The organism is Aerococcus sp. UMB7834, assembly GCF_030215145.1.
Taxonomy (GTDB): Bacteria; Bacillota; Bacilli; order Lactobacillales; family Aerococcaceae; genus Aerococcus.
Genome location: NZ_JASOLI010000001.1, coordinates 1 through 19,165, shown reverse-complemented (window position 1 = coordinate 19,165; position 19,165 = coordinate 1). Strand labels below are relative to the sequence as shown.

Below are 19,165 nucleotides of genomic sequence, written 5' to 3'. Positions count from 1 at the left end.
TTAGTGCTCCTTTCTTGCATCAATCATTGCCATGAAGTCATCGAAGAGATGGAGGGCGTCGTGTGGCCCTGGGGCAGCGTCCGGATGGTATTGGACGGTGAAGGCTGGATAGTGGCGGTGCTTGAGACCTTCCACTGTCCCATCATTGATTTCTACATGGGTAATGATTAATTTTTCTGGATCGATGGAGTCTTTGGCTACCGCATAGCCATGGTTCTGGGAAGTGAAGTCAATCCGACCGGTCGCAATCTCGCGGACGGGATGGTTGACTCCGCGGTGGCCGAATTTCATCTTGTAAGTATCAGCTCCATTGGCGAGGGCAAATAATTGGTGGCCGAGGCAGATCCCGAAGATTGGGACCTGTTCTTGAATTTCACGGATCATGTCGAGGACAGCAGGCAGGTTTTTTGGATCTCCTGGTCCGTTTGAGAGCATGACGCCATCGGGTTTGAGGGCTAGGATCGTTTGAGCATCGGTATCGTAAGGGACAACGGTCACCGAACAATGGCGTTCAGAGAGCGCCCGCAGGATCGAATGTTTGAGCCCAAAGTCTACGACAACCACCCGGCGTCCGCTATTGGGATTCGGATAAGGCGTCTTAGTTGAGACACTCGCAACATGGTCCTTAACAGCTGGTTCGGCTTTGAGCTCAGCCAGGGCTTGGTCCCGGTCGGCATCAACCGCGATAATAGCTGCTTTCATGGCCCCCTGTTCACGAATTTTATGGGTCAGGGCCCGGGTATCAATCCCTGCTAAACCTGGAATCTCATATTGTTTCAAAAACTCATCCAAGTTCATCTGGCTCCGCCAATTGGAAGGACGGCGGGCCCATTCCTTAACAATGACCGCCTTACAAGAAGGAGCAACGGATTCATTATTATCTGCCGTGATCCCGTAATTGCCGATCATCGGATAAGTAAAAGTAATCAACTGGCCAAAATAAGACGGATCCGTGATGGTCTCTTGGTAGCCGGTCATGCCAGTGGTAAAGATAAGCTCACCGCTGACTTCTTTTAAGGCACCAAAAGCTTGCCCGCTAAAATAAGTGCCATCTTCAAGTAATAAAATTCTTTCCATCTTTAAGCCTCCTTTTGCCATACCAATTGCCCATCCACGAAAGTTGCTAGGGTCTCTCCCTTGATCTTCCAGCCTGCAAAAGGCGTATTCTTCCCTTTGGAGAGGAAGTCATCGGGATTAATCTCACTTTCCTGGTCGAGGGCAAAGATAGCCAGGTCAGCTGGGCTGCCAACTTTTAGCTGGCCTGCCTCTAAGTTAAAGATTTCTGCCGGTTTGCGGGCCATCCAATTGACCACCTGTTCGAGGGTAAAAATACCGCTTTCAACAAAATAGCTGTAGATCAATTGGAAGGCCGTCTCAATGCCGACAATTCCAAAGGCTGACTTAAGGAAGCCTTGATTCTTCTCTTCAAGAGCATGTGGGGCATGGTCAGTTGCAATACAGTCAATGGTGCCGTCCAAGAGCCCATCAATTAGGGCTTGACGATCAGCAGCTGAACGTAGCGGCGGATTCATCTTATACATAGCGTTATCGGCCGGAATATCTTCATCCGCTAACAGCAAGTGGTGGGGAGAGACTTCACAGGTCACATGGATCCCCGCTGCCTTCGCCTGGCGTACGGCCCGCACACTCTCCTTGGTTGAGACATGGCAGATATGGTAGTGGACGCCGGTCGCTTCCGCCAGGAGAAGGTCCCGGGCGATTTGTGAAGATTCTGAAATCGGTAGAATACCTGGTAGGCCTAGTTCCTCAGAACGGTCTCCCGCATTCATAACCCCCCTAAATAAGAGCGAATCATCTTCCACATGAGCCACCAAGGCTTTATCAACTTTGGCAGCCGCCTGCATGGCTTGGTACATAGTGCCTGCAGTCTGGACCCCTACCCCATCATTACTGAAGGCAAAGGCGCCCGCTTGGCTTAAAGCCTCATAATCCACCAATTCATCCGACCGGAGGCCCTTGGTAATCGTGGCGTATTGGTGGACCTTGATTTTGGCCTCTTTTTTGATCAGGTCATACATATGGTCCAAGCGTTCCTTAGAAGAAGGCACAGGGTCTACATTGGGCATGGCGCAGACTGTGGTAAAGCCACCCCGGGCAGCGGCTAAGCTTCCGGAAGCAATGGTTTCCTTATGTTCTTGACCAGGCTCCCGGAAGTGGACGTGAACATCCACTAGGCCGGGACTGATTAAGCCCCTTTGAGCGTCAAAAACTTGGTCAAAAGCTTCTTCCGCGAAGCCCTGGCCTAAAGCTTGGATACGTCCATCCTCTATAACAAGTTCAACCGGATCAAGCGCATTAGCCTGCCCATTCATTAAGCCATTCTTGATTAGTGTTTTCATGCTTAGCCTCCCTATTCTCTTTTTCTGCTTCTTTACCATTGATGACAGCTTCTAAGATAGCCATCCGCATAAAGACCCCGTTGGACATCTGTTGGACGATGCGGGATTGGTCACATTCCACCAGACTGTCGGCAATCTCCACATCCCGGTTAACCGGAGCTGGATGCATAATAATGGCATGATCTTGCAGTCTTTCAGCTCGTTTTAGAGTCAGACCGTAAGCTTGATGGTAGTCTTCCTTGCTGTAGGATTTCTTTCCGTGATGGCGTTCGTTTTGGACCCGGAGCATCATCATAACGTCCACCTTCTCAACAATCTGGTCGAGATCTTCATAGTGGCCATACTGGTCAAAACTTGTGTCATACCACTCAGGAGCTCCTGCAAAGTAGAGCTCCGCGCCTAGGCGATGGAGCATTTGCATGTTGGACTTAGCCACCCGGGAATGAACCAGGTCCCCGACAATCGCTACCTTCAAACCTTGGAAACGACCGAATTCTTCATAGATAGTCATGAGGTCGAGCAAACACTGGCTAGGGTGCTGGCCGCTACCGTCCCCACCATTAATAAGGACACAATGGATATGAGGGCTCTTAACCAAGTCATCATAGTAGTGGTCTTGCCCGTGCCGGATTACCGCAATATCTACCCCTAAGGCCGACATAGTCAAGACTGTGTCGTAGAGGGTTTCCCCTTTCTGTACGGAAGAAGTTGACGCTTCAAAGTCTAAACATTCCAAGCCCAGCTTGCGTTCAGCAATCTCAAAGCTGCGGTGGGTCCGCGTTGAGTTCTCAAAGAAGAGATTGCTAACGAAGTATTGCTTTTGAATCGGCCGGTGTCCGGGATGGTATTTGTAGACTTGAGCCATCTTAATAAGCCCGAGCACTTCTTCATCGCTTAAACTTTCCACACTCAGTAGGTTTTGGAGGCAGATCTTTTGCGTATTTAAAATCATGACAGTCCTTTCTAGCTCTTCCTGGAGCCTTCGATCAATGCTTTAATGACTTTGTTCGATATAGATACCGTCTTCCCCATCGACTTCTTCCATCTTCACAAGGACGCGCTCTTTGCGGGATGAAGGGAGGTTCTTGCCGACATAATCAGCATGGATAGGAAGCTCTCGGTGGCCCCGGTCAACCAGGACTGCTAAAGCAATCAATTCTGGACGTCCGAAGTCCATTACGGCATCTAAAGCTGCGCGGATGGTTCGTCCGGTATAGAGAACATCGTCTACAATGATTACCTCCTTGCCTTCTAGGCTGACTGGGATGTTGGAATCATTGACTTCTGCTTCTTGGACCTTGGTCTTTTGGTCATCGCGGTAGCGGGTAATGTCTAGCTCACCAACAGGTACTTCAATGCCTTCGAGTTGTTTGAGACGTTGGGCAATCCGTTGGGCTAGGTAAATGCCCCGTGTTTTAATCCCGACCAGGACAAGTTGGTCTAATTGGTGGTTGCGCTCAATAATTTCATAAGAAATCCGGGTAAGGGCCCGTTTAATGGTAACTGCATCGACAATTTCTTTCACTGACATCTGGATTTCCTCCTCCGTTTGGCTCATTAGATACAAAAAAACTCCTGCCCGCAGAGGACAGGAGTTGGTGGTTACTTAAAGAAACTCGCACAAAAAAGCAAGTCTTTTAGAGTTCAGGCTGAGGACGCACCCCACCCTGAGACATCTCGCTCCTTCTTAGCCTCACGGGACTAAATTTAAAGGAAAATATTTAATTCATTCACTGGACATTACTATACGCCAAGTCGACCTAAAAGGCAAGGGGAAAATGTCCTTATCTTCATTAGAATATGCTTAGAAAGCGTAAATGATGTGTTGGATCCCTGATAATAAGAAGTAGAAAGCAACCAAGAAGGTCAGGCTCACTAAGGCACTCAGGGGGTTAAAAATTAAGAAAACAGCCACAATCAGGGCAATAATATTTAGGATTAGGGTCAGCCAGAAGAGCGGCCTACTTACCTGCTTGATGGCTGATAGACTCATAAAGCCAAAGATTGCTGAGATAAAAATCCAAAAAGCAAAAATAAAAGGTAAGATGGACGCTGACAAGCCCGGCTTAAAGACTAAGTAGAGCCCCAGTAAGATATTAATAATCCCAAAGATTAAAAGATGGGTCGGTTTGATCCCAAAAGATTCCTTTAAGCGGTGGCGAACCATGAGCTGGTAGATCCCCCGAAAGAGAATCCCGATAGCAAAGACGAAAGCTAAGGTCATCAGACTAGCCAGAGGATCTCTAAAGGCGAACAAGGCCAAGATAATAAAGAGAATCCCTAAGATAAAGTGCCCCCAGCCAAATGATTGATCATTATTTTCTGACAAATGAAACATCCTTTCTTTATTGTGAAATAATTATAACATTAAGACATTCTCATTCTAACAGAAATAAGACAAAGCTACAGACTATATGCCTTGGGTCAATGGTTTCTTAAGGAAAAATAAAAAGTAAAAGAAAAAGAGACTGAAGGCGACTGCAGTCTCTTTTCAAATAATGTGTGAAGTGATGATAAGGCTTCAGCTTTAGCCGAATTTAGCAGCTGTTAACGCAAGGTCTTCCGTTCTTTTAATAGGACATTGAGAACCAGAGCTACGATGGTACCGGCCGAGATACCAGAAGAGAAGAGGCCAGCTAAGAAGCTGGGAAGGCCTTGAGTGATTTCTGGTCTAAAGGAGACGCCCAGACCGATGCCGATCGCTGAAGCAGTGATGATCAAGTTGCGAGTGTCGAAGCTGATCCGGCTGAGGGACTGGATACCGGAAGCAGCCACGGTCCCAAGCATAAGCACTCCTGCCCCACCTAGGACAGGGAGCGGCATGACCGAAATCACCGTCGCTAATTTAGGGCTCATGGAAAGAACAATCATAATAAGACCAGCGACAATAGCCACCTTCCGCGAGGCATTGCGGGTCAGTGGAATCAGCCCGGTATTTTGACTGAAGGTTGCAGCAGGTCCTGAACCGAAGAGTGGCGCAATAAAGGATCCGAAGCCATCCGCACGGACCCCAGCAGCGACCTGCTCATCGCTTAGCTCACGCTGGGTCACTTCCCCTAAAGTCTGCATCACGCCCACCGTTTCAATGACGGTGACCAAGTAACCAGAAAGAAATGGCAGGGCATAGCGCCAGTCAAAATCAATCCCAATTTGGTTGAAGGAAGGCATTCTAAACCAGGCCGCCGCAAGAATTTGGTCGGTATCCACCCGGCCCATAAAAAGGCAGAAGAGATAGCCAATCCCCATACCGATGAGAATGGCATAAGAAGACCAGTTCCCCCGACCGTAATGGTTAAAGAGAACGACAATTAAAAAGACAAGAACCGCAATGCCTAGGTTGGTCGGGTCCCCATAGTCAGGCGCTCCAGCACCCCCTGCTGCCCAATCCATAGCGGTGGACATCAGGGTCGCTCCCATGAGGGTAATGACAGAGCCCGTCACGACAGGTGGGAAGAAACGCATCAAGGGTTTAACAAAATAGGACATGACGATTTCGAGTAAGGCAGCAAGCATGGTGCCCCCAAAGTAAGCGGGCAGACCGCCCAGGGCAATCACACTCTGAGCCGGTCCAATAAAGGCAAAGTCTGTTCCCATAATGGTAGGCAAACCCACCCCTACCCGGAAAAATCTTGGGCCAAAGCCCCGAGACTGGATGATAGAAACCAGGCCCGATACAAATAAGGCAACACTGATGAGATAGGCCGTCTGTTCCACACTGGAAGAGGCCATTCCAGCGATAATCAAAGGGACCGCTACGAGGCCCCCAAAGGCCGTAATCACATTTTGAAAACCTAGGACCACAGATTCGATGAGTGCTGGCGAGTCTTCAACCTGGTAGCGCAATTTAATGGCATGTTCTTTTTCTTGCATAATTCCTCCTTGCCCACAGGGACATCATTCGTTTATCAAACATTTTAGTTATTACTTTAACACAATATTTAAGCTTTGTTAATAGAAAACGAACATTAAACATATTTTATTTAATTTAATTCGTTAAAACGATTGCATTTTGGAATAACAAAAAAGCTCCTATTAAGTTAGCATCTTAACAGGAGCCCCTTTCCTCTCAGGAGGACATCTATTATTAAGTTTTTAATCCGCAGTCCAAGCCCATTGGACCCGGTCATTGGTCTGGTTGATTTCTTCGACACGTTCTTTTAGCTGGTCGGATTGGTAAATCTTAACTAGATCCTTGACCCAGTCTGCCTCTTGGTCAGTTGAACGCACCACTGCTTGTAACTTCAGCTCAGGGCGCAAGTCCTCATTCAGCAAGGCTTGGTCAGCCGACATGCCGGAATCATAGAAGGTTGAGCCTGGGATGATGGCATAGGCCACATCCTTTAAGGCTTGGGGAAGAACAGGCGCTTGGACCAAGGAAAGCTCGATACCTGCCTTGTTCTCAATAATATCATCCTCCCCTACTTCGGACTTATCGGTCTCTGGGTCAAGGCGGATCCAACCCGCTTTCTCAAGTAAGAGCAAGGACCGGGTGACATCAACTGGGTCATCAGAAATCGCGACCTGGTCACCGGGAGCAACTGCATCCAAGCTCTTCTTTTGCCCAGCAAAGAGCGCCGTTGGTACGGTAGGAACTGGAGTCACCGCTACCAGGTCAGCCCCGGCCTCCCGGTTAAACTGTTCCATGTAGAGGGTGTGCTGGTCGACATTGAGGTCCATCGAGCCCTCTTGGATAGCGATATTGGCTCGCTGGAGGTCATCGAAGTCCCGGTTCTCCACCTGGTAACCTTCTTTTTCCAGGGCCGGTTTAACTTCTTCTAAGAAGAGTTCACTGTAAGGACCAGGTGATGTGGCCACACGAATAGTTGTTGTGGGCTCCACTTACCGGCTACAAGCCAAGAGTCCACTGACTAAGACTAAGCCGAGCGCTAAACCCAGCCATTTTTTTTACTTTCAACATTGATTGTCCTCCTTCTTATTTTACTTACTTATAGTAACCTATTTAGAGCCTATAAGCAAGCATTAAGCCTAGCTTAGATAGGAAATTTCAGCCTCTTGGGCTTCCATGCAAGCAATAATTTGAATGTATTGGCTAGCGAGTTCAAGCATCTGCCAGAAGAGCTGGGCCTGGCCAGCCAAGCCCTGGATATCCACCTCAATAAAGAAGCCATAGCTGAAGGGCTGGTCTTTGATAGGACGAGCATCCAAACCTTCCAAATTACAATTGAAGAGGTTAAAGATGGTCAACAATTGGTGGAGGGCTCCTGGCTTATGGGCCGTTTCGACATAGAGCATTAGGCGACTGGCCTGGGGGTGTTCCTCCAACAAGTGGCCGAGCAGCTGGTCCTTGTCCAAGGCCAAAAGCTCATCGCGGTAACGACGCATCATAAAGAAACGTGTCATGTTAGTGGATTCATTCTGAACCTGGCGGGCTAAGGCTTCTAAGTGGTAGATCTTCCCACAGCGCTCACTGGATAAGGCAGCTAGGCTAGGGTCTCCCTCTTGGGCAATGAACTGGGCGGCCTGGGCCGTATCTTTATAAGAAATTGGTTGGATCCAAGGATGGTCAGTAAAGAACTGGGTACACTGGGATAGGGCTTCAGGATGGGAATAGACTTGCTTGATTTGGCTTAGCTCAGCCCCCTTAATCCCCCACAAGACATGGCGGATGGGCTGGTAGTGCTCAGCTTCCGCGTAAACATGTTGGTAGCGAAAGAGGTCCAGGGTCCGTGTAATAAGCCCCGTGGTTGAATTCTCAATGGGCATCACAGCCCGGTCGATTTTTCCACTGAGAAGGTCATCCACCATCCGGCCAAAACCATCATAAGGAATCCCATCATATAAACCTTCATGCCCAGGAAACTTCTGCCAGTGGGCTAAAGCGGCCTCACTATAAGACCCGACGATACCCTGGTAAGCAACTTTCATCCCTCATCCCTCTTTCTCTCTTCTCTTATGACCGGGTGAGGATTAAGTCCATCAACCCGATCGCCGTCACGGCTTCAATCACAGGTAATACCCGAGGCACAATGCATGGATCGTGGCGGCCTGTGACTTCTAATTCAACATTTTCATGGCTTTCTATATTAATGGTGGCCTGGGCCTTGGCAATTGAAGCCGGTGCCTTGATGGCCGTGCGGAAGTTGATCGGCGTTCCTAAGCTGATTCCCCCGACAATTCCACCATTATTCAGGCTAGTGGTCTGAACCTGGCCCTCGTCATCATAGTAAAAATTATCATTGGCTTCAGAGGCTAGCATGGAGGCAATGTCAAAACCTGCCCCGAATTCAATCCCCTTGGTCGCTGGCACTGAGAAGATCAGCTGGGCCAAAGTTGATTCAATGGAGTCAAAGAAGGGATTGCCATAACCCGCTTCTAGGCCCAAAATAAAGGTCTCCACAATACCTCCCACGGCATCGTGCTGGCCCTTGGCTTGGCGGATACAGCGGGCCATTTCTTCATCTAGCCCAGCAGTCAAAACAGGCAGGGTCTCTTGGCGGAAGGCCAATAAGTCTTCCCGGCTGAGTTTTTGGAAGTCAACCTCTGCTTGGTCTTTGACCTCACCGATCGAACAAATCCTGGACCCAATGGTGACCCCATACTGGTCCAGCCATTGCTGGCAGACTGCTCCCGCAAAAACGAGAGGCGCTGTAATCCGTCCCGAGAAGTGCCCACTTCCCCTGTAGTCATTGTAGCCATCATAGCGCTTGAGTGCCGAATAGTCCGTCTGACCAGGCCGCATGAGCTTGCGCATCTGGCTATAGTCCTTGGACCGGGTATTGGTATTGTAGATGAGAGCCGTTAAGGGCGCCCCCGTTGTGTGGCCGTTAAAGTAGCCAGAGACAATATCCGGTAGGTCTTCCTCACGTCGGGGTGTGGTCAATTCATTTTGGCCAGGGCGGCGCCGGGCCATTTCGACTAGAATTTTATCTTCATCCAGGGCGAGGCCAGCTGGCAATCCAGAAATCGTGATGCCAATAGCTGGGCCATGCGATTCCCCAAAGATAGCTACTTGTAACTGTTTACCCCAAATTCCGCTCACTGTATTCGCCTCCTAAATGTGCAAAGTCTTCCCAGAAATAGGGATAAGATTTGCTGACGCTATCTGCATCTTCTATGATAATGGCTTCCTGGCAGACTGTTGACGCAATCGCTAGCATCATCGCAATCCGATGGTCCTTATGGCTGGATACCCGGCAAGCCCCTTGGAGCTGGTCAACACCTTGGATGACTAAACTATCACCAAGGACTTGAATATTCGCTCCAAGCTTGCTGAGTTCCTCTTGGGTTGCAGCTAGTCGATCAGATTCCTTAATCCGCAAGCGGGCCAAGTTCTTAATCTGTGTCTCACCCTTAGCCAGGCAAGCCGTCAACGCGAGGACCGGAATCACATCGGGACACTGGGACCCATCCAATTCACAATCCCCTTCCAGACCCTGGGCCAGGATTTGGATACCCCCATCTTGATTCTTAACCCTCGCCCCCAATTTTTTAAGGAAAGGAATAATTTCTTGGTCGCCTTGCTGGCTAGACTGGGCTAGCCCCTTGACCCAAACATCATTTCCTAAGGCTCCCGCACAGAGGAAGAAGGCCGCTTGGGAATAATCGCCCTCCACCTGGTAGTCAGCCGCTTGGTAGGCCTGGTTGCCTTTAATCTGGAAGCACTGGTCCTCTGCTTGATAATCAATCTCAATCCCATAGCGCTCGAGGATATCGAGAGTCAGGTGGATATAGCCCACCGACTCCAGCGGTCCCGTAATTTGCAGGGTGGAATCACCTTCTAAAAGTGGCAGGGTATAGAGCAGCCCCGTAATAAATTGCGAGCTGATATTGCCTGCTAATTGATAAACCCCTGCTTGCAGTTTTCCTTCAACTCTCAAGTCCAAAGCGCCATCCGACAAGTTCTCATAGAAGAGCCCTTGTTCGTTATAGATCTTTTCATAAGGATCCAATGGCCGGCTACCTAGCTTCCCCCGGCCAACAAAATGGGTCTGGCCTGGAAAAAGACTGGCAATAGGAATCATAAAGCGCAGGGTCGAGCCTGACTCATTGGCATCGATCAGCCGTGAAGCAGACTTGGATGGATTGCCACCACAGATGCTTAAGTCTACCCGCTGGTCTCCGGCTTCCGTCAGCTTGATTTCAGCCCCCAAACTTTGCATGGCTTCAATGGTTGCTTGAATATCATCGGATAGTTGGACATTTGTGACCTGGCTTTCCCCTTGGGCGAGGCCAGCCGCAATAATGGCGCGGTGGGCCAAGCTCTTGGAAGGTGGGATATAGACCGCACCCGCTAAAGGCTTGGCTTGAATTTGTAAATCAGTCATTAATGCTTTCCTCCTTCCAGCAAGGGATCAAAGAAATGATCAGGCACCTCGCGGATTTCAGCCTGGCCAATCCTTTTGAGGGTAATGATATGGAGCTGGCCATTTAAATTTTTCTTGTCATTTTTAATGAGGGGCAGGATACCGGTATAGTCTTCCGGCTGGTCGAGGACTGTTGGCAGGCCAAAGTTCTTCACCACTTGGTAAATTTCCTGGGTCGACCCTTGGGGACTGAGCCCCTGGTCTTCGGCTAATTGATTGATGGCCAGCATGCCGATCGCGACACCTTCCCCGTGGGTGTAGCGCTCATAGTGGTAGTAGGCTTCAGTGGCATGGCCGAGGGTATGGCCGTAGTTTAGAAGCATCCGACAGCCGGTATCTTTCTCATCGGCTTCGACGACTTCTTGCTTGATAGCACAGCAGCGCTCTAAGATACTTTCAATATCAGCCATGATACCTGCCCGATTGCCTGCTTGTTTGAGTTTGTCAAAGAAGGCCCGGTCACGGATGCAGCCGTACTTGATGACCTCTGCCATCCCGTCGCTAAAGGCCTTGTCAGACAGGGTCTCTAAAACATTGGGATCAATCAGGACCGAATGGGGGTGGTAGAAGGCCCCCACCAGGTTTTTTCCTTCTTTAAGGTCCACAGCGACCTTGCCGCCCACGCTGGAGTCCACTTGGGCAAGGAGCGTGGTCGGAACTTGGATCAAATGAATCCCGCGCAGGAAGCTAGCAGCAACAAAGCCTGCCAAGTCACCAATGACGCCACCCCCTAAGGCAATAATCAAATCGCTCCGGCTAATACCAAAGCGTACCAAGCGTCCGTAGAGACCAGGTAAGTTTTCAATCGATTTACTGGCTTCACCAGGGGTGAGAACAATCGTTTCAAAGTCAAAACCCGCAGCTTCTAAACTTGTTTCCACTTGCCTACCATAATAATGGGCCACATTTTCATCCGTTATGATGACAACTTTTTTGCCTTTATGGACAGCTTGGATTTCTTCGGCTAGCTGACCGAGCAAGCCCTTCTTAATCTTTAATGGATAGCTGACTGCTGGTCGATTCAGTTTAATTTCAAGCTCCGCCATTTCAACAGCTCCTCTCATTTGTGCTTCTAATTATTTAGTCTTGTCGCCCTCTGGTACCGTCCGGCCTTCAACTTCTGCAAGGACGCGGATCTGTTCCATCAAACGGTCGAATTGGTCTGGGGTCAAGCTCTGTTGGCCATCACTCCAGGCATTCTTAGGATCAGGGTGGATCTCCATAATCAAGCCGTCAGCGCCCGCTGCAATCCCAGCCTTAGCTCCAGCAGGTACCATGTAGGCTATCCCAGCCGCGTGTGAAGGGTCCACAATAATAGGCAGGTGGGTCTTATGTTTCATCAATGGCACGGCTTGGATATCTAAGCAGTTCCGGGTTTCGGTTTCGAAGGTCCGGATTCCGCGTTCGCAGAGAATAACATTCGGGTTACCTTCTGCCATAATATACTCAGCAGACATTAACCATTCTTGGTAGGTGGCGCTCAGGCCACGTTTTAAGAGGATAGGCTTGTCAATCTTACCCAATTCCTTCAAGAGTGAGAAGTTTTGCATGTTACGGGCTCCAATTTGGATAACATCCACATGTTCTACAAATTCATCCAATTGTTCAATGGCCATTAATTCGGTCACGATAGGTAGTCCGGTTTCACGACGGGCTAGGTCCAAGAGACGGATCCCTTCTGACTGTAAACCTTGGAAGCTGTAAGGTGAGGTTCTTGGCTTGTAAGCGCCCCCTCTGAGCATGTTTGCCCCAGCCGCTTTCACGCGCTTAGCTGTCCCGACAATTTGTTCTTCCCCTTCAACTGAGCATGGTCCCGCAATAATAGCTAATTCCTTGCCCCCGATAATTTGGTCGCGAACCTTGATCTGACTCGCTTGAGGGTGGAAGGCCTTATTGGCTAACTTATAGGGTTCAGACACTCGGATAACTTCTGCAATGGTGTCATTGGCCTGTAATTTCGATTGGTCAATGCGGGACGTATCGCCAACGATACCAATCACGTCAACTTCTTGGCCTTCAATAATAACAGCCTTGTTACCTGTATCTTCGATTTTATCAATTACATCTTTAACATCGCCAGCCGTCACATTAGATTTCATCACAATAATCATTTTGCATTCTCTCTTTTTTTCAATTCCCTACTATCATATCATTCAAAGCTTCCCAATGGTTATCGGAAACAAAAAAGCTGCATCCGTATGTAACCGAATGCAGCCTGACTAATCCTCTCGAGATATAAAGTCTTAGATAGTGTGTGCTCCATTCGATTTCTTACCATCAATGGAGCCCTATGCATCAAAGATTGCTTTAGCCTCCATTACCTTTAAAAAAGTAGAAGCTAAAGTAGAACCAGCTATTTGCTAAAAGTTGTTGTTGCATTAACATGTTTTTTCCTCCTCACTGGTTCTCTTTAATGCGTGCTTTAAATATAGCAAATCTAAGAGTAGCTGTCAACTATTGAATGATAAAGTTCTAATCTTATTTTTATTCTACTAATATATTAACTTCAGCTCTTAGCTAAAAATATTGATCTGACAGCTCTTTTCGCCATTTTATCAAGCAAGGCTTGCATTACAATAATGATAACTTTATCATTATTGTAGTAAAAATAAGCTAGAACGGAGTGATGAGATGGAATTTTATGGCTTATTTGGCTACCCCCTGGGCTATAGTCTATCCCCAGAGATCCACCAGATTATATATGAAGAAGCCCAGATTGAGGCGGCCTACAAACTCTTTGAAGTTCCCGAAGAAAGTCTCAGCCAAGCCTTGGAAGCGCTGAAGACTTTAGATATCCGTGGTGCCAATGTCACCATCCCCTATAAGCAGGCCCTCTTCCCCTATCTGGATGAGCTGTCTGAAACCGCGAAAAAATTGGACGCTGTCAATACCATCAAGCAAGTCGACGGTAAAGTCAAGGCCTACAATACAGATTACGATGGCATTCACTTATCTTTTGAGCGCCGCCATTGGCAGACTCAAGACAAAACCGCCTATATCCTTGGAACAGGAGGGGCTGCCCAGGCGATGGGACATTATCTAACCGACCACGGAGCCCAAGTCCACCTAGTATCCAGACATCCCGACCAGCACCAGGACAAGCCCTGGCCCTGCCTCTCCTATGCTGACCTTGAGGGCCTTAGAGGTGACTTCCTAATCAATTGTACACCTGTTGGTATGTATCCAAAGACCCAGGCCTCCCCGCTCAAAGCGCATGACCTCGACCGCTTTGACCATGTCTTCGATACTATCTACAACCCTTATGAAACCAAACTCTTAAGTGATGCCAAGGCAGCCGGCAAAGCCTACTGTAACGGCCTGGACATGTTAGTCGGCCAAGCCATCCGCTCCGTCGAAATCTGGGAAGACCAGCAATTCTCTGAGGACCAGGTGGAGCGGATCTTAGCCCGTGTAAAGAAAGGATTTAACCATGACCCAGCCTAATCTCATCCTCATCGGCATGCCCGGATCGGGTAAAACCAGCCTCGGTCAAGCCCTCGCCCAAAAGCTCTCCTTAGATTTCCTAGACATGGACCAGGAAATTGAAAGAGTCTCGGGCCGAAGCGTCTCTGAAATTTTTGAAGAAGGAGAAGCTGCCTTCCGTGTCCTCGAATCCCAACTTGCCTGCGAGCTTGGTCAAGCTAAGGGCCTCATTATTGCCACGGGTGGCGGGGTCGTCAAAGATCCTGATAACATTAAGGCCCTCAAAAAAGGAGGCAAGGTCTACTTTATCGACCGCCCCCTGGACCAGATTTATGCAGACATTAACAGCGACCAACGCCCCCTACTCAAGGGACGCCTGGACCAGCTCCAGGTCCTCTACCAAGAGCGCTACCCCCTCTACCAGGCAGCTGCTGATTTCCATATCCCCAACCAGGGCAGCCTGGACCAGTGCCTAAAAACCATTATAACGACCTATCGAAAGGACGGAAACCATGAAATTTTTAATTCTTAACGGCCCCAATCTCAATTTCTTAGGCATTCGGGAGCCAGATATCTATGGCCAAACAAGTTTGAAGCAAATTGAAACTGACTTAGACCAAAGCTTTGACCATGAACTCAGCTTCTTCCAAAGCAACCATGAAGGCGCCCTGATTGACCGCCTTCAAGAAGCCTATTACGAAAAGATTGACGGGATAATTTTCAATCCGGGTGCCTTCACCCACTATTCCTATGCCCTCCACGATGCGCTCACCAGTATCCAAATTCCTTGCGTGGAAGTCCACCTCTCAGCCATCCAACAGAGAGAGAGCTTCCGCCAGACCTCAGTCATTGCCCCTGCCTGCATCGGCCAGATTTCAGGCTTCGGTAAGGACAGTTACGCCCTGGGCCTAGAAGCCCTACTTAAACATTTGGAGGAATAAGTATGAAAATTGTCATTGTCGGCCTGGGAGCGATCGGATCTTCCTTTGCCCAAGCCTTGACCCAAGCGGGCTATCAAGAAATTCGCGGCATCGACCAGAATCCAGAGACCTGTCTCAAAGCTGAAGAATTGGGGATTGTAAAGACTGCCCAAACGGAGGATGACCAAGCCCTCAGCCAAGCCGACCTCATCTTTATCACCCTCCACCCCCAAGCGGTCGCCCCCTATGTGGAAAACAAGCAAGACCTCTTCAAGTCGACCTGCCTCTTAACGGACGTCACAGGCATTAAGCGAGACGTGATGTCCCAAGTTGAAGCCATCCTCCGCCCTGACTTAGACTTCATCTATGCCCATCCGATGCGCGGGAGTGAAAAGACAGGGATTGCCGGCCTCAATAGTGCCCAATTCCGGGGAGCCAACGCCCTGCTCGTCGTTAGCCAAAGAAACCAGGAGAGCCAGCTCGAATTGATCGAAGCCCTCTACCGGGCCATGGGCTTCCAGGAGGTCAGCCGGGTGGATGCCGAAAGCCACGACCGGGCCATAGCCTATGTGAGCCAGCTCATGCACGTCCTCGCCGTTGCTGCGGTAAATTCCGCCCCTAACTGTGAGGACACCATGCAGTTTGCGGGTAACAGCTTCCAAGAACTGACCCGGATTGCGGACGTCAATGCGCCCCTATGGACAGATCTCTTCCTTCACAACCGGGACTACTTACTGGAAAGCATCGAAGCTTTCGAAAAAGAACTGGTCCGCGTCAAAACAGCCCTAAAGAACAAAGACTATGACCAACTCCAAGACGCCTTCCAAGCATCCACCCAGCAAAGAAGAGAATGGTATGTGGACTAAGGTCTAAAATTTAAAACATCAAAAAAATTATCGATCTTCACTAATCTAGTGCAGGTCGATAATTTTTTTATGATCAATATTAAGCTTTTAAGAGCAAGTCGTCATCACGCAATTGGTTACCGACATTCTCCTTGAAGAGTTCCATCAAGTCTTCAACCGATAATTTTGCCTTGTCTTCCCCTTTGACATCGACAACGATGCGGCCATCGTGGAGCATGATCAGACGGTTGCCGTAAGCCAGGGCATCATTCATGTCATGGGTGATCATGAGAGAAGTTAAGTGGTTCTCCTCAATCAGACGCTGAGTCAAGTCCATCACCATCTCACTAGTCCGCGGGTCGAGGGCAGCCGTGTGCTCATCCAAGAGTAAGAGCTCGGGCGTTTCGAGAATGGCCATGATCAGGGTTAGGACTTGGCGCTGGCCCCCTGACAAGTTAGATGCAGCGGTGTTCAAACGGTCTTCAAGTCCCAAGTCGACCCGGCTGAGCTGGTTACGGAAGAGCCGGCGCATTTCTTCTGTCACAGACCGGCCGAAGCCCCGGCGCTTGCCCCGTTTGTATGCGATGGCAAGGTTCTCTTCAATGGTCAGGTTACGGGCAGTCCCCATTTGTGGATCTTGGAAGACCCGACTGATCCCAGCAGCCCGCTTGTAGGCAGGTCGGTCCGTAATATCCTCACCGCGCAGGCGAATCCGCCCAGAAGACACTGGAATCGTTCCTGCAATCAAGTTGAGTAAGGTTGACTTCCCTGCCCCATTGGAACCAATCACAGAGATAAAGTCATTGTCATGGATGGTGAGGGACAAATTTTTAGTCACATGGTTTTCATTAATACTTCCTGGATTGAAAACCTTATTAATCTGGTCAAGTTCTAGTAAGTTCGTCATAACACTACTCCTTTACTTAGCACTGGCTTGCCGGTTCTGGAAACTGGCCTTGGCATGGGGGGCATAGAGAATAATAGCGAGCGCGATGGATGAAAGCACCTTGATATCGCTGGGAAGAACAGGCAGGAATTGTTGCTGCATGATGAAGTCAATAATCAAGCGGTAGATCACTGCTCCAATCGCAATGGTGATTAAACGTTTGCCGAAAGTGAGGTTGCGGCGGAGCACTTCCCCAATAATAATAGCGGCTAAACCAATAACAATGGTCCCAGTCCCCATGGCAATGTCTGCATAGCCGTTATTCTGGCAGATAATCGCTCCCGATAAGGCAATCAAACCGTTGGAGAGCATCAAGCCCACTAACTTCATCTGGTCCGTTTTGACTCCATTGGCTTCTGCCATGAGCGGGTTATCCCCAGTCGCCCGGAGCGTCAAACCATACTCGGTATTCATAAAGACCACCAGGGCCATAATAACAACCGCTAGGAAAATTAAAGCAATGATTAAAGAAGCCAGGGTAGGATTCATCCCTGTCACTTGGAAGGACTCCATGATATTGGCCTCCCCTAGTAAGGGAATATTGGCCTGACCCATAATCCGTAAGTTGATGGAATAAAGACCTGTCATGGTTAGGATCCCAGAAAGCAGGGCTGGAATATGCATCTTATTAATCATAAAGCCATTGACTAAGCCCGCCACTAAGCCCGCTAAGAAAGCAGCCAAGCTAGCGACCAACGGATGGACTCCCGAAACAATTAACTTGGCACAGACCGCCGCACCCAAGGGGAAACTTCCCTCAGCTGACAAGTCGGCAATATCTAAAATGCGGAAGGTCAAATAGACCCCAATCGCTAGAATGGACCACATGAGCCCCTGTGAAATACTCGAAACAATTAAATCCATATCCTTTATTCTCCCTTCTTAATCTGCGCTGGGTCAATCCCCAGTTCTTTGGCCATGGCTTCATTCACTACTAATTCATAATCCTTAGCTTTTTCAACAGGAATTTGACTGACATCGGCGCCATCTTTAAGAATTTTAACCGCCATTTCAGCCGTCTGCCGGCCCAGATCCTTGTAGTTAACCCCGTAAGTCGCCAGGCAACCTTCTAAATGGGCACTCTCAGCTCCGATGGTTGGCACTTTGGCTTCCCTGACCACACTGCCAATTGTCGGAATCGTTTGGGCAATCGTGTTATCGGTCGGCAAACAGATGCCATCCACGCGTTTGGCCAAGGCCGTAATCGCCGACTGGACTTCATTGGTTGTCGTCACCGTTTGTGCTTCCACTTTCAAGCCCTTGCTTTCCGCATAGTCTTTGAAAGCCTTAAACTGGATTTCAGAATTCACCTCGCTGGAATTGTAAGGCATGCCCACCGTCTTAATCGAGGGATCGATGGTTAAAAGCAGATCCACCGCCTTCTCCACTGGGGCAATGTCGCTGGTTCCTGAAGCATTGGTTCCCGGTTGGTCCAAGGACTTCACAAGGTTAGCAGAGACCGCATCCGTTACCGCTGTAAATAAGATGGGCGTCTGCTTGTCCGCATTAAGTGCTGCTTGAGCTGCCGGCGTCGCAATCGCAAAGGTAAGATCTTTGCGCCCCTTCATATTCTGGGCAATCGAATTGAGGTTGGATTGGTCAGCTTGGGCATTTTGATAGTCAATATGGATGTTTTCCCCATCTTTTAATCCAGCTTCCGCCAGCCCTTCCACAAAACCTTCCCGGGCATTATTCAGAGCTTGGTGTTCACCGTACTGGATAATGCCTATTTCTTTTTGACCGGCCTGTCCCCCCTGGCTACACCCAGCAAGGGATAGACTAACTAAGCCCAATCCTAAGATAGTACGTAATGTTTTCTTCATGATTTCTCTCCATTTCTAGTGCTAAGGCACAGATCCGTTTAGCCTTCCTGGCAAACAAAAAAGGTTTAATTAGATATGATAAAAACTAATTAAACCTTAAGGCTATCTGATTTATAAGCTATGCCTTTAGCCATTAGAATTTATCATTCTGGATGGCTAAACACTTCAAAAGACTTCAGCCATCATAGATCCAAAACGCTGATGTTTGTACCTATGATGGATTCACAGCTACAAACACGATCTAAAATAGCTAAAGTAATACTTGCTCATTTTCTTAGCAGAACATGAAAAACTAACATGCTCTAAATTCAATTGTCTCATTCTTCATGCTCCTCCCTATCGTGATGACCTAATAATAAACCGACATTATAATAAAGTCAAGAGAATAATTAACAAAAACTAATCTTTCTTACAAAAATATCATAATTTAAGGGTGTAAGGGAGCGCCGGTCAGAAGTGGACCTCTGGAGTAAAAGACCGAAGAAGTATGAAAAGACTTCGCAGGGATTTTATGAAGAGGAGCC

The 19,165-nt window shown here is 48.7% G+C and carries 18 protein-coding genes and 1 pseudogene; 4 read left to right on the top strand and 15 right to left on the bottom strand.

Features of this window, described 5'->3' with window-relative positions; translation table 11 throughout:
- From QP339_RS00095 to aroF, 12 genes and pseudogenes are all read right to left on the bottom strand, one after another.
- On the bottom strand, positions 1-1,077 hold the full coding sequence (locus QP339_RS00095; RefSeq protein ID WP_284909901.1) for a carbamoyl phosphate synthase small subunit: 1,077 nt from the start codon (positions 1,075-1,077) through the stop codon (positions 1-3).
- Between the two features lie 2 nt (positions 1,078-1,079).
- Complete coding sequence (gene pyrC / locus QP339_RS00090; RefSeq protein WP_284909899.1) at positions 1,080-2,360, bottom strand: dihydroorotase; 1,281 nt, start codon at positions 2,358-2,360, stop codon at positions 1,080-1,082.
- A 31-nt stretch (positions 2,361-2,391) separates the two neighbouring features.
- Positions 2,392-3,312, bottom strand: a pseudogene (locus tag QP339_RS00085) (aspartate carbamoyltransferase catalytic subunit); the annotation flags it as partial.
- Between the two features lie 42 nt (positions 3,313-3,354).
- Positions 3,355-3,891 carry a bifunctional pyr operon transcriptional regulator/uracil phosphoribosyltransferase PyrR gene (pyrR, locus tag QP339_RS00080; protein WP_070617138.1) on the bottom strand — a complete coding sequence of 179 codons (537 nt, stop codon included), beginning with the start codon at positions 3,889-3,891 and terminating at the stop codon, positions 3,355-3,357.
- A 273-nt stretch (positions 3,892-4,164) separates the two neighbouring features.
- Positions 4,165-4,689 (bottom strand): HdeD family acid-resistance protein, encoded by a 525-nt coding sequence (locus QP339_RS00075; RefSeq protein WP_168162694.1) that lies wholly within the window; start codon positions 4,687-4,689, stop codon positions 4,165-4,167.
- Positions 4,690-4,907: 218 nt separating this feature from the next.
- Positions 4,908-6,230: a uracil-xanthine permease family protein gene (locus tag QP339_RS00070; RefSeq protein ID WP_284909898.1), complete on the bottom strand. Its 1,323-nt coding sequence runs from the start codon at positions 6,228-6,230 to the stop codon at positions 4,908-4,910.
- A gap of 222 nt (positions 6,231-6,452) precedes the next feature.
- Positions 6,453-7,175, bottom strand: a complete 723-nt coding sequence (locus QP339_RS00065) for a MetQ/NlpA family ABC transporter substrate-binding protein (RefSeq protein WP_284909897.1) — start codon at positions 7,173-7,175, stop codon at positions 6,453-6,455.
- A 171-nt stretch (positions 7,176-7,346) separates the two neighbouring features.
- The gene (locus QP339_RS00060) at positions 7,347-8,246 is read right to left on the bottom strand and encodes a prephenate dehydratase (RefSeq protein WP_284909896.1); all 900 of its coding nucleotides are present in this window, start codon (positions 8,244-8,246) and stop codon (positions 7,347-7,349) included.
- A gap of 25 nt (positions 8,247-8,271) precedes the next feature.
- On the bottom strand, positions 8,272-9,360 hold the full coding sequence (gene aroC / locus QP339_RS00055) for a chorismate synthase (protein WP_284909895.1): 1,089 nt from the start codon (positions 9,358-9,360) through the stop codon (positions 8,272-8,274).
- Positions 9,341-10,645, bottom strand: coding sequence for a 3-phosphoshikimate 1-carboxyvinyltransferase (gene aroA, locus QP339_RS00050; RefSeq protein WP_284909893.1), 1,305 nt, complete (start codon positions 10,643-10,645; stop codon positions 9,341-9,343). The genes aroC and aroA overlap by 20 nt, the downstream gene beginning before the upstream one ends.
- On the bottom strand, positions 10,645-11,730 hold the full coding sequence (gene aroB / locus QP339_RS00045; RefSeq protein ID WP_284909891.1) for a 3-dehydroquinate synthase: 1,086 nt from the start codon (positions 11,728-11,730) through the stop codon (positions 10,645-10,647). The genes aroA and aroB overlap by 1 nt, the downstream gene beginning before the upstream one ends.
- 30 nt (positions 11,731-11,760) lie before the next feature.
- Positions 11,761-12,795: a 3-deoxy-7-phosphoheptulonate synthase gene (gene aroF / locus QP339_RS00040; RefSeq protein WP_284909890.1), complete on the bottom strand. Its 1,035-nt coding sequence runs from the start codon at positions 12,793-12,795 to the stop codon at positions 11,761-11,763.
- Between the two features lie 520 nt (positions 12,796-13,315).
- On the opposite strand from aroF, the gene aroE reads away from it, so the two are divergent.
- From aroE to QP339_RS00020, 4 genes are read left to right on the top strand one after another with little or no spacing between them, the layout of a single operon-like run.
- Positions 13,316-14,128: a shikimate dehydrogenase gene (gene aroE, locus QP339_RS00035; RefSeq protein WP_284909889.1), complete on the top strand. Its 813-nt coding sequence runs from the start codon at positions 13,316-13,318 to the stop codon at positions 14,126-14,128.
- A complete protein-coding gene (locus QP339_RS00030; protein WP_284909888.1) occupies positions 14,115-14,639 on the top strand; it encodes a shikimate kinase in 525 nt (174 codons plus the stop codon). The genes aroE and QP339_RS00030 overlap by 14 nt, the downstream gene beginning before the upstream one ends.
- Positions 14,620-15,048, top strand: coding sequence for a type II 3-dehydroquinate dehydratase (aroQ, locus tag QP339_RS00025; RefSeq protein ID WP_284909887.1), 429 nt, complete (start codon positions 14,620-14,622; stop codon positions 15,046-15,048). The genes QP339_RS00030 and aroQ overlap by 20 nt, the downstream gene beginning before the upstream one ends.
- Before the next feature lie 2 nt (positions 15,049-15,050).
- Positions 15,051-15,893 carry a prephenate dehydrogenase gene (locus tag QP339_RS00020; RefSeq protein ID WP_284909886.1) on the top strand — a complete coding sequence of 281 codons (843 nt, stop codon included), beginning with the start codon at positions 15,051-15,053 and terminating at the stop codon, positions 15,891-15,893.
- Between the two features lie 79 nt (positions 15,894-15,972).
- Here the strand turns inward: QP339_RS00020 and QP339_RS00015 are convergent, their stop codons facing one another.
- From QP339_RS00015 to QP339_RS00005, 3 genes are read right to left on the bottom strand one after another with little or no spacing between them, the layout of a single operon-like run.
- Positions 15,973-16,779, bottom strand: coding sequence for an ABC transporter ATP-binding protein (locus QP339_RS00015; protein WP_284909885.1), 807 nt, complete (start codon positions 16,777-16,779; stop codon positions 15,973-15,975).
- Between the two features lie 12 nt (positions 16,780-16,791).
- The gene (locus tag QP339_RS00010) at positions 16,792-17,682 is read right to left on the bottom strand and encodes an ABC transporter permease (protein WP_284909884.1); all 891 of its coding nucleotides are present in this window, start codon (positions 17,680-17,682) and stop codon (positions 16,792-16,794) included.
- 5 nt (positions 17,683-17,687) lie between these two features.
- A complete protein-coding gene (locus QP339_RS00005) occupies positions 17,688-18,641 on the bottom strand; it encodes an ABC transporter substrate-binding protein (RefSeq protein WP_284909883.1) in 954 nt (317 codons plus the stop codon).
- Between the last annotated feature and the right edge of the window lie 524 nt (positions 18,642-19,165).